We start from the raw sequence: 13,904 nt of genomic DNA, 5'->3' as shown, positions 1-13,904 counted from the left end.
ACCGAGGAGAGGGCTGGGGCGGGGTAAACTCTCCACATCCATTTTGCCGATACAGGAATATTTATGAGCCTGAAAAAAGACAAAGCCAAAGTTCTCGGCGAGCATTTTGACGATGATCGCATTCGCACATTTCTCCATGTCGAACCTTACGGAAATCTCGACCCGGATTACTGCGCGCTGGAAAAAGCCTACCGCGGCATGAATGCGGAAAACTTCGCGACCTTTATTCGCTTTTTTGTCGAGGAAGGGCGCAATATCAACGCCTCCAACGGCGAAGGCAAAACCTTTTTGCAGGTGATCAAATCTCATCGCCATGCCGAAGAATATGTAGAAGCGCTGGAAGCTGCTGGCGCTAAAGACGAGGGCGCCGTCTGACGCCCTCATGCATCACGAGCTGCCCCGCAATAGCCCGATCTCCGGCGTCCATTATTTTCTCCGCGGTTTGCGCTTGGTTTTCCATCCGCAACTGCGCCTGTTTGTTCTAGTCCCGCTCGCTATCAATATCGCCCTGTTTATTATTCTCACCACCCTGCTGGTGCAGTACTTCGACGAATTGACCAATTGGCAAATACCGCTGCCGGAAATTCTCCAATTTTTGGAAAAAACTCTTAAATGGGTCGCGTGGTTTTTGATTGTGGTGGTGGTGCTGATTGGCTACGGCTACTCCTTCAATATCATCACCAATATTTTGGCCGCGCCCTTTTACGGCCTGTTAGCGCAAAAAACCGAAGAATTGGTAACAGGGCAAAAATTGCCGGATGAATCGTTGTTGCTGATGATTCTGCGCACCGTTGTGCGGGAAATAAGAAAACTGGTTTATTTTTTAACGCGCGGCCTTTTTATTTTTTTGGTGATGCTGCTGCTCGGCCTGACATTTTTTTTGAATTTTCTGGTACCTATAGTCGGCACTCTGTGGAGCGCCTGGTCCATGTCGATTCAATACGTGGACTACGCTGCGGACAACCATAAAACGGATTTTGGTCTTTTACGGCGAATTCTGCGCAAACGTCGCTACAGCAGCGTTAGTTTTGGCGGTGTGGTATTGGGCTGCAGCATGATCCCGGTTTTGAACATTATCGCCATGCCGGCAGCGGTTATTGGCGGTACTTTATTTTGGGTGAATGAAGTAAAAGGATTGCAGGTGACTCGGCCACCTGCAGAAAATAAAAAATAAGCTCAGCGACGCGACCGGCGTTTATTATGCCCACCGGAATGATGCGGGCGCCCGCTATTGCGACGATCTTCCGCGTGCTGGGCCTGCAACGCCAATTGCTGCTCCGCCGGAATGGGCTTTAACAAGTTTTCCGGCGGTTGTTCGCAGCGAATCGAGCGCCCGAGCAACGCCTCGATCGCCGGCAGACGAAATGCATCGTCCTCACAGGCAAAACTGATGGACGTCCCGTGACTGCCTGCGCGCCCGGTGCGACCGATGCGGTGCACATAATCTTCCGGCTCTTCCGGCAAGGTGTAATTCACTACATGCGATACGTCGTTGATGTGAATGCCGCGCCCTGCAACATCAGTTGCGACTAACACTTTCAGCTGACCATTTTTAAAAGCGTCCAGCGTTTTAACGCGCTTGTTCTGATCGATTTCACCCGACAGCAAACCCACTTTAAAACCGAGGCTGCGCAAGGCGCCGTGGAGTTTGCGGCATTGATCGCGACGATTCGCAAATACCATCATGCTGTCGACATTGGTCTGCTGCAAAAGATTAAACAGCATGGTGTCTTTTTCATCTGCGGACGCGAGATAAATATGCTGTTCCACCGTTTCCGTCGCCACACTGGTCGGCTCGATCTCCACGCGCGCAGGCTCGAACATCCACTGATCCGCCAGATTCAATACATCGGAAGAAAATGTTGCGGAAAACATCAGCGTCTGGCGATTTTCCCGTCGCGGTGTCAAACGCACTATGCGGCGCACCTGCGGAATAAATCCCATATCCAACATACGGTCCGCTTCATCGATAACCAAAATTTCGACCTGATCCAAAAATACGTCGTTGCTATCGCAAAAATCGATCAGGCGGCCGGGAGTTGCCACCAGAATATCCACCAGCTCGCGCTGTAACTGGGTGCGCTGCTTGCCGTAATCCATGCCGCCCACCAGGGTATGGATATGCAAATCGGTAAAGCGGGTCAGCGCTTTAGCGTCTTCGGCAATCTGCAAAACCAGCTCGCGTGTGGGCGCCAATACCAATGCGCGCGCTTCACCGGCATAACGAGGGCCTTTGATGGGGTTTTTCAGCAGATCTTCGATCACGCTAATCAAAAACGCGGCTGTTTTGCCGGTGCCTGTCTGGGCGCGTCCCAATACATCGTGACCGGCCAAGCTATAAGGCAGTGATTGCGCTTGAATGGGGGAGCAGTAGCGAAAACCGAGTTCTTGAATTGCCCGCATCACCGGGGCCGAGAGGGGGAAGTCGTGAAAACGTATTTTGCCCTGGGCGGGCGGGACTTCGAATTGCTCGATGTGCCAATCTTGGGCATCTGCAGGAGAGTGTTGTTTCTTCAAATGATCTTCCAGTACTTGTGTGTCAACGGTGGGTTCAGGTTGAACCTGTCCAATAAACGCGCAGTTTAGCACGATGTCGCGGCCTGTCTGCACAATCAATAACAGCAAGCGATATCAGGTGGCAAGTAATACTTGTGGCACCCAACTTAACAGGTGTGTCGCCATATCCAGCAAGCCCCGGTTTTGCCCGGTTTCATCTTTCTCAAAGCAAGCTATGATGCCGCATCCGGCGAATCGCCGAGACTTTTGCGTATTCCGACTACACTAATAGTAGCTATAACAATTTAGCCAGAAGCTATAACAACAATTTAGCGAGTAGCTATAACCATTAGCACTATAAAAATAGCGGACGGGTTCTGAAGTCTCGACACCAGCCAGAACTCTCCACCGTCAGCGCCCGATAACAAGATTTTGAATCGACCCTTAATGGAGGAAACCATGAACCGCGCTTCGTCATCATTAAATCTATTAAAAAATCCTCTATACACGGCAATTTCCCTTATTTGCGCAAGCAGCGTCGCCCTGGCGCAGACCAGCGAACCTAAAATTCTTGAAGAAGTTCTGGTGACCTCTCAAAAACGTGTTCAAACCCTACAGGAAGTTCCGATTTCTGTCGCCGCAGTAACCGGCGAAAAAATCGAACGCATGGGCATCGAAAATCTAGAAGACCTGACCGCTTACGTTCCCAATATCCATTTCACCGAAACCGGCCTGAGCACGCAGATGCGTATTCGCGGTATAGGTTCCGATAACAGCCAGGGATTTGAACAATCCGTCGGTGTTTACAAAGACGGCATTTATCACAGCCGTGCGCAACTGTTCCGCGCACCGATTTTTGATGTGGAGCGCGTGGAAGTCATGCGCGGACCGCAAGGCACTCTATTCGGCAAAAACGCCATTGCGGGCGCTCTGGATATTATTACTGCCAGACCGACGAATGAATTCGAAGGCCAAATCACCGCAGGTTACGAAACCGAATTTAAGACCAAGGAAGTTAATGGATATATCTCCGGCCCGCTGAGCGACAACTTACAAGGTCGCATCGCCGTGCGTTATTACGACGACCCGGGTTTTATGTTTAACACCACAAAAAATCGCGACGAACCCGACAGCGAAGAAAAATCCGTGCGAGGATCTCTGGCCTGGCAACCCAATGACAAATGGGACATATTGCTGGTTGCAGAACATAATAAGTTTGATGTTCAGGGGCGGGCGATCGAAATTACCCAGGATGTCGCTTCCATTTCTACCACCCCACCCCCAGGTGGTGTTGGCGGTCTCACTTTCCAGCAAATATTAGGAGCTAGCTTTGGCGCCAGCATCGATAGCGAAGCGGACTATAGACGCCAAATCAACTCCCCTGAGATCAGCAACAATAAAATCGATTCACTGACACTCCGTGCTGACTACCACTTGGGTGACTACACCATCACCTCTTTGACGGGCGGACTGCGCTTTGAATACGATGAAAATTGCGATTGTGATTTTACGCCAGTCGATTTCTTCAGTTTGGATATGTACGAAGACTACAAGCAATTTAGTCAGGAAATTCGTATTGCTTCACCAGAAGATAGAGCCGTAACCTGGATTGCTGGAGCCTTCTATCAAACTTACGATCAAAGTTTTGACGACGACTTCAATATTCCGCTCACCAGTCCGCTACAAGTATTAGTCAGAGACCGAGCAATACCTGCCTATCAAGTACAGTTCCCATTCCTGCAATATTCACCCCGCTTTGGTGGCAGCCAAGTTGCAAGACGCTTTAATCAAAGCTCGGATATTTGGGCGATATTTGCTGAAGCCACTTGGCGAGCTACTGATCGGTTGTCTTTGACATTAGGCGCGCGCTTTACCGAAGAGGACAAAGACGCAGACAAAACTATTAATGTGCTGGATATTGCGACAGGCGACATTATTAACGATACAGATCTTGCCAATATCTTCGCCATTATTTTCCTTACCGATACCGAACAAGGTACTGGCCACAACGTCAGAGGATCCAGAAGCGAATCGGCGTTTACACCGGCGTTTACCATCACCTTTGATGTCAATGACGACATCATGACTTACGCCAAAATCTCCAAAGGATTTAAAGCCGGCGGTTTCGACCCGCGCACCAACAAAGCATCTCGCTTTGAATTTGAGGAAGAAAAAGTTACTGCCATCGAACTCGGCAGCAAAATGCGCTTCCTCGACGGTCGCAGCGAGATGAACGTCGCCGTTTTCCATATGGATTACGAAGACCTGCAAGTCAGCCAATTTGACGGCGCAGTAGGATTTAATATCGGTAATGCGAACAGCACTATTGTTCAAGGTATTGAAATCGACGGCCGAGTACAGTTAACCAATAATTTATTGGGAACCTACGGCGTTGCTATCCTCGACTTCGAATACGACGATTTCACCAACGGCAACTGCTATTTCGGTCAACAACCAGATTCCACCGTCGGCAATGATAAATTCTGTGATTACACTGGCCTACGCGGCGTTTATACACCGGAAGTTACCATCAACGCAGGCTTGCAATACATTCAGCCTATAGGCTCCTTGGAATTGGCCGCCTCATTGGACGCACAGTGGGTTGATAAACAGCAAGTGCACGTCAACTTGGATCCGCGCGGCGAAATTGACTCCTACACCATGTTGGATGCACGCCTCGCATTGGAAGCAGAAAATTGGGTAATCGCATTACTTGGCAAAAACTTGCTGGATGAAGAAATTATTTCCTACTCCGCCAACGTACCGCTGAGCGAAACCTTCTTCCAAACCAACACTTACTACAGTTTTTTGCGTAGACCACGCACGATTGCTGTGGAGGCGACTTATAGATTTTAATTAGATCGCTTACAAAAAAGAAAAGGGGCAACGAGGTGCCCCTTTTTTATTTCACAATGAAAGGACTAGGTTTTCCGCTCCAAGTCACATAAAGGCCCCTGACCGCCCGGGTCCCAGCTACGTGCAATAAAGCTCGTTCTGAAATCTCTGCTGATCGTTTTTCCACAGGGTCATCAGATTTATTCAAAGCGAAATCCAAAGGCATCACACCGTCACGAACACCTACCAAAAAGACCACTTTAAACTCCAATCCTTTTACGCGATGCATATTCGCCAAGCGAACTCCTGGTATCTTAGAGTCATCGGAAGATTCTCGACTCAGATTGTGAACAACATGGCTACGATGAGTTAGCTCATGGGAGACAGTCTTAACTTGGCTGATCGTTCTTCCTACTACACAAATATCCTGAGATTCCAAACCTTGTTGTAATAGTCGTTCAATCTCATCTACAACCCAAACCGCTTCTTCTTGCTCATTCTCAAAACCTTTTAACACCGGAATATCGCCGTTAACGAGCGATCTATAGCCGACCGTGGTATCACTACCATCATCCATATCGTCAATACTTACTCCCTCTAAAATTGCCGTCGCAAATCGTCTAATTTGTTCAGTCGTCCGATAGTTGATACGCAACTTGCGGCCGCGACCACGGATATTAATACCGCATTTCCCCAGTGATGACTTACGACCATAGATTCGCTGGTGTCCGTCGCCGACGATCATCAAATCCTCGGGTTGTGCATCAACCAAGCTACGCAATAGTCGCAAGGTTTCTTCACCAAAATCCTGCGCTTCATCCACGATAACAGCGCGATATGGAGGCGTTTTTTGTATCAACAAATCAAGTGCCGCAAAAGTCGCATCGGGTAATGTCACGATATTGGCTTGATGCATTTGCAAACGCATTTCTTCAAAAATCGGCCAGACTTTAGCTCTTTGCTGCCGTGATAAAGGCACTCCCCTGCCGATCCGGCTGGCTTTGAAATAATCCATTTGCGAAAGTACCCGCTGCGGCAAAATCACCCGCTCCCATTCGTCTTGATAAAAACTATCTGGCAGCTCTAATGAGCCATCCTGCAACGCCAAGGCTTTTTGCCAACACCTCTCATAATCATCCATATCGCTGTAAACAATGCGTACATTCTGCTTTTCTCGTTTCAAGAAGCGCATAACCCAAGCATCAATATTGGCAACTTCAATTTTCTTCATCTGCTCTGGTGTGCAGATTTTTCGGAGATTGAATTCAATATCCGATGCCAAATTTCGAGTGAAGGTAGTCAGTAATAATTTTTCACCGGGCTTGAGAACCTGTTTTACCAAATAACGAGCGCGGTGCATGGCGACCACGGTTTTCCCCGTACCTGCCCCACCCAGCACGCGTACTGGCCCATTCCAAGAGCGTTCGACCAAACGCCGCTGCGTGGGATGAAGAAACACTCGCCACTGGGAGAGTGGTGCCTCCAGCATCTGCTTGAGTTCCAGCTCGTCCGTCACCACCGTAAAGCGCCGTTGAGTTGGCACCCGCGCAAGGGCAACGGCAATATCTTCCGGGTCTATCGCTACACCATCCGGCACGGCGTATTCTTGCATTACCTCCTCCAAGGGAATGCCGTCTGCCAAAAAACTCAACGCCTCGAATGCTTCTACAGGCAATTGCGCTTTAATGGCCTCTAATTCGGCCATGGAGGCCAGAGCTTTTACCTTAGATAAAAGCTCCTCCGGTACACCGAGGCGTAAGAATTCCCGATCTCGCAAAGTAAGTAGGGCCTGCGCTTCTTGCAATACCGCTGTAGGTTCCGCAGTAGGGGTTCCAACCACAACTTCGTAAAGTTGTAGCGTGCCCGTTTCTGGGTTGATCTGGCATTTATGACGCCGGGCCCAGTCGTAAGCATCATCATGCTTATCCACCCACATCAATAAATAAACATTACCTTTTTCGGGCTTTAGCACAATGCCCCGATATTCCTGATCTATACGAACAGATCTATACCCTGGATTGGCGGCATCATTGATTTTTTCGTAGTTTATGCCAGATGCCTGTGGGTTGTTGCGAAACTTGCTAACAAACTCCTGCACCTTCTTTTGTTTTGCTCGAGGAATATCCGCGAACGCATTAAAGAAGTCCTGGGATATTGCTACTTGTATTTCACTCATGCAAAGACTCCATTTCCAATCATTTCTTTAATGGCGTTTACCATACGATCATTCGCTTCAACCATTCGCCAGCCTTCAAGCTCGATGGTGACAGGTCCATTGATAACTGCCACTTTCGCCTGTTGCCAGCACAACTCCACCAAATCTCCGCTATACACCACCTCGCCGTCCTCTGTCGTCAAGTCCATACCCACTTCAGGCTCAGGAATATCCATGGCGGCCAGTTCCCTCAGCCATTGAATATCAATCACAGAAAGCTCAAATACCGTCTTCCATTTGTCTACTGACCCGCTGGCAACTGAGGTTACTCCTTTTAATGAATACAGCGCCGCGTACATTTGCTCCATTTGCCCATTGGCTATGGATTGACGTGTGGCCATGGAAAAGCCTGGTAAAAATTGCAACTGATTCACCGCGTGCCAGAATCCTCGCCATGCAGTTTTATAGCTCTGGCTAAGAGTGGTGTCCCAGTCATCAAAACAAAGATGCAATACGGTCTGGGAGAGCATATCGGCAAGGCGCCCGGTTCGAATCGCGGTCATAGGTAAAACCACCGCCAACTCTACTACACCAGGTGAATTACCCAGAGCATCCATAAAGCCGCCTGGAATCTGCGTATCCGCATCCAAGTTCAACTTATCCCGCACCGCAGCCGGTGCATTTTCCATCAGCTCATACACCATTTTCTGCCGCAACGCACTGTCCTGCATTGCTGTCGGCACAGTCGCCGTTAATGCGCGAAACAAGGCGCGCTGTGCAAATAAGCCTTGTGCATTCCCCGGATTGCGTAAAAGCTTGTCTAACCACGCCAAACTTCCCAGGGGGTGTGCCATAGAGTGCTCAGCAGCAGAAGCCCATTGTTGTGTATTCGCCGCACCGTCATACAGCTTTGCCATTGCTGCCTGCATCAAACCATCCAAACGCATTAAATCGAGATCGTGCGCAGGCGCAGTCTTTCCAGACTGTGGCAAATCATCCCAGTTCAAGGAGTAGACCCAATATTTCCCGCTGAGCAACAACGCGGACCGTTTGCAAACATCATCCGCCACTATGTCGTGGTGATATTGCAAACCATCCAAATAAACCGCGATAGGCCGATAAATATTTGCATCTTCTTCGCGAGCAGGTGTTAACAGAACATCAACCGCAGTCTGCAACACCACCCCCTGTTCTGGCCCCAGATTCACCTGATGTTCCACCAACCAAGAAACGGGTTTGCCTTCCTCCCCCGGCAAACTGAGCAGAGCGCCCGACTTGCCCCGGATCAATCGCGGTGTCATGCGTGCACCAGGTAGCTGCGCTAAAGCATCGAGAAATTTCTGCTCCAATTTGCTTTCTATTAGAACGTTAGTGGAAATTGAATTCAGCTCAGCAACAGGCTCAAATTGTTCTCGCTGGGCCAAAATATCAGCCAACAATTCCGCAGCAGCATGACGGGAAATAGAGGGCATATTGCGGCTATCGCGATAGGCCAAAATGCACTTGTAACAACCATCACGATTTTCATCTTCTATACAAGTGCAAGTGGTGAGTTTATGCCATGCGCTATGCAAAACGCCGAAAAGGTTCTCCGGCGCACGCATCAACTCTTTTAAATAGCCAGTTCCACCAGGTATGCGGTCGTAAATCACCAGATAAATTCGCTCACCACTGTCTGTGGTTGGTGGCTCGCGCATATCAGTCACTTCCAAATGCTGCACATTGCCGTGAAAGTACACTCGCAAACCCAAATTTAACGCTGCAATAAATGAATGCAGTTTCTCATCTGAATAGGCCACCTCACTTAAAGGCAACAGAATACGCACCGCCTCGGATTCCAATTCCCGATACAGATACAGACTCGAGAAAAAATCCTCCTGCGTCGCGAGCCCTGGATTTTTGAATAGTTTGCAGGTATACGCATGCGGCTTTTCGTTGCGCCGCTCTTTTTGAACCTGTCCGCAATGCCGGCAAACATGGAACCCCGCACGCGGCATTTCTCTCCCAGCCACCGCAAAATTATGTAAATCACCTCCGATCGGACCGAAATTGACTTCGCGCAAAATTGTCCTCTGCAAATATTCAAAACCAAAGGGTAGAGTTTCGCTTTTCAGGCGATAGCCGCCCTGACCTGCACCGGCGGGAATACTTACCAACATTTGCCGATTGAAAAACTTCGGCTCGCGCTGCTCAGAGGAATCGTCAATGCGGTTTTTATAATCATCGACAGTGGAATAAACTTGGCGCAACTTCAGCACACGATGTTTCTGTCCGCTGTCCGCCCATTGCGGACTACCACATTTAGGGCAAGCACTGTGCTTGTCAGCAATATCCACCCGCTCCGTGTACTGGCAGCGGTCGCAAAAACGCCAGTCTTCGGATTCCGATAATTGCAGATCAATCTGGTCGATCTCCATTTCATGACTAATCGCATAAAACCGACTTTCCGGTGCCAACTCGCTCAACGCTGTTTGCGCCGGGCGCTGAAATATATAGGGAATTTTCTGGTAGGCGCTCTCGCCGTTTTGCACTGTTTGACGCGGCTTACGCCGCAAAATCACCGAGCGCAGAGTTACGCCTTCTTCAGGGAAGGCATAATTGGGCAGCAAACCTTCATCCGTGAAGAAATTGAGCACAGACTGAGAGTTCATGCTGTAAACCAAACTCGTCAGCGCATTGCGTTCGCGCTCCAATTCATCTTTTTTCGCACGCGTAGCTTCATCATCGGGCGCAGTCTGGTAGCCAGCTAATCCCGCATTGAGCTGCTTGATCTTTTGTAAAATCACCACTCGCTCTTTCGCCAGCTCTTGCAAACGGTTGATCAGCCGGCGCGCCAGGGTCTTTTCCCCCCGATCATGAATAAATTGCGCCAGATGATCCCGCGCATTTTCGTCCAACCCGTGAAATAGCCGTAAAAAACCGGAGAGTAATTCGCTGCGGTTGCGACTGATAAAACCGAGCAGCGTATGGGGAAACTGCTCCAGGCGTGCGTGTTCCACCGCATCCAACACTTTGCGCATTTGCGCCGGAATGGCCGATTCACCTATGCCCGTGGCAGTCCACCGGTCAAAACAATAGGCGGTCAGCTGCCGCTCCAGAACGGCGGTGGCTTTTAAAAATACACCGGGCGTATGTACGCTTCCGGCCATCATTTCCATTGGGTCTTCGTAAAAATATAAATCGTGGTTTTGACCATTCGCCACCGTCACTGCCAATGCATTGCCATCGCGCCGGCCTGCCCGCCCAATACGCTGCAAATAATTGGCTTGGGCAGGTGGGACCGAGCACAGAAATACCGACGACAACTCGCCTATATCAATACCCATCTCCAAGGTGGGTGTGGCCGACAAACAATTGATATGCCAAGGCTCTTTGCCATTGATAAAGGAATGCTCGACCGCTTCCCGCTCTTCTCGTGGTAATAATCCTGTGTGTTCGTGCGGGGCTAGGCGGCGCGGTTCGGTGATGCCGTAGTCGCGGGTAGGCGCAGATGTCACTGTCTGTTGCAAACTGCCACGGCAGTGCCTGCGTAAACACGGCATCCCGGCGAAATGGCGGGCCAGTTCAGGGCTAGTATTGAGACTGTGACGACAGTGATCGCAGGCAATTGTTGAGAGGTTTTTCTCCAGCAAAAGACGATTGGGATTGAGCATCCACAAGGGTTCGCCGCTCGCCTCTTTTTCCACCAGCCAGCCGGCACGAGTGAAATGCTTTAGCAACAATTGAAAAACTTGTCGTGAATCAGCGGCAGCGAAAATAGACTCGACAGCCAAGGTCTTTTTCAACCAATCGGTGGACCAAGTTTCCGTTCCGTTGGCGACCAACGCCTCAAAGTTTGTGGTCAAATGATTGAGTGTGACAGCTGCCGGCGGTCTTTGGGAGCGTCCAAAATTCGCCATCCAGGGAATTTTATTTAGCAGAAATTCATTCCCTTTGTTGCCCAAATAACCATCCAAAACCGAATCATAGATGGCGCCAATTTTGCGCAGATGGTGTAGCCATCCCAATACAAAATAAATAAATGCAGTATCACTCACCTCCCGCAGCTGCCCCAACTCTTCCCGGCATTGCGCAGCGACTTTTGCGATATCCGCCATCAGCGGCTGTGTATCCCAAACCGTTACCGCTACACCTGTGCGTTCCAGGGAACGTCCAATGGCACTGCGCCGACCGAATTCGGCTATACACTCCCACGCCAAACGCTTATGCACCATATCCGGTAATTCACTGCTGGCAGGCAGCGTGCCTTGCTCCACTAATTGGTGGTAATCCGAATGCCATTCTAGGTTGGGAGGAATAAATAAACCGCAGAATTTCCGGTCATCGCCGATCAGATCGCGCCAGCTCCCCGGCATCAAATCCGCCATTTCCCGTAGGCTTAACGATACCGATTGTTTTTGCAGCCAATGCACCATGGCTTGGCGCACCACCTGCCGCCAAGTATTGGCACCGAGAAAACCCGCCCTGTGAGCCGCGTCCTGAACTGAATCAGAAAATGCAATAAGTTTGTAATCATCGTTATAAGGTGTGGCGAATAGCCGCGCAGTCATAACGCTAATCAGCGTTGCGGCGCGATACCCCAAAATGGTCATAGAGTCGCGGGCGCCGCACTCCGGGCAATTATGGTGGCACTGAATGCGTTCGTTTTTCCTGTCCGGACTCACAATATCCGGCATCCATATTTCTATCAGCGCGTCGCCGCTGCATTCCACGCAGCTTATGGATTGCGTCGCGGGCTGTAGGCGCAGACATTTAACGCATAATTTACGGGTTTGCACGGAGCCCGCTTTTTCGTTGGCGCTGCGGGGCACCAATAAATGACATTGGGGCGAATGACTAAACCAAGCCTGATAAAACCTTTGCAGATCCGCCTTGGCATGGTTATCGCCCGCAGCCACCACTGTACCCCAACCAGCCAGGTTACATTCGCGGCAATGCAACAATGGTAATTGCAAAGGCTCTTCCAAGCTTTTTAAGTCGTCAGCAAACCTCAAATGCGGCACACCGCCGGACTTAGGTACCTCGCAGACCAGTCGGCGCAATTCCCGCAGCCATAACTGCTGCCTTACATTCAGCAGCGGATTGCACCATTCCTTGGGGTCTTTATTATCTTTGTCCTTCCACACCCGCGCCACCGCCACCAGCGACAGTAAGCTGCTCAATAAAGGGATCACCTGGGCGGAATTAGATAACCCCAGATGCTGTTGCCATCGTTCGGCAATAGAATTGATTTCGACCAAAGTATCGGCCGCGCGAATCAACTGGTGAAAAGCCTCATGGCGATGTAAGAGTTCCCCCAGCTCGACCGCAGCCTCTGCCCGAATAAAAGCGTCTTTGGCATCCAACTCGGGGAGGGTAGCCACCTCCTCTGCAAACCAAAGGCGAGTTTGGTGAAATAGATAATCTTCCTGCGTCTGATATTGACCGGGATCCAGACGCCGATCGTCCGCCTGTGGCCAATGAAAATAGATAATCTGGTTTTTCCTCGCGATGCGCTCCTCTGGCGTTTTACCTAGCAAATATTCATCAGCGGAGAGGCGGTCTTCGGTAATGATGGCCGCATCATTAAATGGCGTAGCGAAAACGTCGCTCGCGTAGCGCAACAATTCACTGGCGGAATCCGCTCCAATAGTGGCAGAAGTGCCCACGCAGGCCAGCTCCGGACCCACTTGCAAACGGTCGCGCAGGCGGCGAATCAAACACGCCAAATCCGTACCCTGGGCACCGTCAAACGTATGTAACTCGTCCACCACCAAGTAACGCAACATACCGGGCGTGTTGTAGCGCCACAGGGGCTGATCGATGGGGCGAATCAGCAAAAAATCCAACATTTTGTAGTTGGTCAGAAGTATGTCTGGAGGGTTTTTACGCAAGGTCTTTTTGCAAGTGATGACATTCTCTGGGCCCATGGCCGTTTCAGCTTCACCCTCATCCCCACCCACAAACAAGCCCACGGTCAGTTTGGTATCCAGCTTTGCCACAGCCTTGGCAAAGCGCTTGGCCTGGTCCGTCGCCAACGCATTCATGGGGTAAATCACGATGGTTTTGATGCCCTGTACGCGCCGGTTTAAACAATCATCCAGTACCGGGAACATAAAACATTCGGTTTTACCGGAGCCGGTACCTGTGGCCACCAATGTGGATTGCGGCATTTCCGCGGCTAAACGCTGAAATGCCAATAACTGATGTTGATAAGGCGTAAAAGGCAAACGCAATTTGCGAAAGGGCAAAGTGCCACTTTGAGCTTGGCGAAAAGGTAACTTGATATCCAAATAAGGGCCTTTGAATAAGGCGCCTGGGCGATTAATTAAATCCTCAATTAAGGCATGCGCACCTGCTGGCGCATTTTCCGTCTGCTGAAAAAGGCGTCGCAATAGGGAATGCACTGCGCAAAAACTGGCTGACGGCCTCACGCATC

Annotated in this window: 6 protein-coding genes; 3 read left to right on the top strand and 3 right to left on the bottom strand. The window is 50.2% G+C overall.

Annotated features, from left to right (window positions below; all coding sequences use genetic code 11):
* Positions 1-63 precede the first annotated feature (63 nt).
* Both DWB84_RS17420 and cysZ read left to right on the top strand, forming a co-directional pair.
* Positions 64-375 (top strand): PA4642 family protein, encoded by a 312-nt coding sequence (locus tag DWB84_RS17420; protein ID WP_187411088.1) that lies wholly within the window; start codon positions 64-66, stop codon positions 373-375.
* Between the two features lie 7 nt (positions 376-382).
* Positions 383-1,174, top strand: a complete 792-nt coding sequence (gene cysZ, locus DWB84_RS17415) for a sulfate transporter CysZ (RefSeq protein ID WP_187411087.1) — start codon at positions 383-385, stop codon at positions 1,172-1,174.
* Positions 1,175-1,176: 2 nt separating this feature from the next.
* On the opposite strand, the gene rhlB is transcribed toward cysZ, so the two are convergent.
* Entirely contained in the window at positions 1,177-2,517 is a 1,341-nt protein-coding gene (gene rhlB / locus DWB84_RS17410; RefSeq protein ID WP_255429050.1) for an ATP-dependent RNA helicase RhlB, read from the bottom strand.
* A 438-nt stretch (positions 2,518-2,955) separates the two neighbouring features.
* Here rhlB and DWB84_RS17405 point away from each other — a divergent pair, with 438 nt between their 5' ends.
* The gene (locus DWB84_RS17405; RefSeq protein ID WP_187411086.1) at positions 2,956-5,352 is read left to right on the top strand and encodes a TonB-dependent receptor; all 2,397 of its coding nucleotides are present in this window, start codon (positions 2,956-2,958) and stop codon (positions 5,350-5,352) included.
* Positions 5,353-5,398: 46 nt separating this feature from the next.
* Here the strand turns inward: DWB84_RS17405 and DWB84_RS17400 are convergent, their stop codons facing one another.
* Positions 5,399-7,507, bottom strand: a complete 2,109-nt coding sequence (locus DWB84_RS17400; protein WP_187411085.1) for a UvrD-helicase domain-containing protein — start codon at positions 7,505-7,507, stop codon at positions 5,399-5,401.
* A complete protein-coding gene (locus DWB84_RS17395; RefSeq protein ID WP_187411084.1) occupies positions 7,504-13,860 on the bottom strand; it encodes a DEAD/DEAH box helicase in 6,357 nt (2,118 codons plus the stop codon). Before DWB84_RS17395 ends, DWB84_RS17400 begins: the two co-directional genes overlap by 4 nt.
* Between the last annotated feature and the right edge of the window lie 44 nt (positions 13,861-13,904).

It is taken from the genome of Saccharophagus sp. K07, from assembly GCF_014336955.1.
Lineage (GTDB): Bacteria > Pseudomonadota > Gammaproteobacteria > Pseudomonadales > Cellvibrionaceae > UBA5868.
This window is presented reverse-complemented; position numbering and strand designations above follow the sequence as displayed.

Excerpts from the sequence above, each read along its gene's own strand:
- DWB84_RS17420 (WP_187411088.1), top strand. The coding sequence starts at position 64 with ATGAGCCTGAAAAAAGACAAAGCCAAAGTTCTCGGCGAGCATTTTGAC.
- cysZ (WP_187411087.1), top strand. The coding sequence starts at position 383 with ATGCATCACGAGCTGCCCCGCAATAGCCCGATCTCCGGCGTCCATTAT.
- DWB84_RS17405 (WP_187411086.1), top strand. The coding sequence starts at position 2,956 with ATGAACCGCGCTTCGTCATCATTAAATCTATTAAAAAATCCTCTATAC.
- DWB84_RS17400 (WP_187411085.1), bottom strand. The coding sequence starts at position 7,507 with ATGAGTGAAATACAAGTAGCAATATCCCAGGACTTCTTTAATGCGTTC.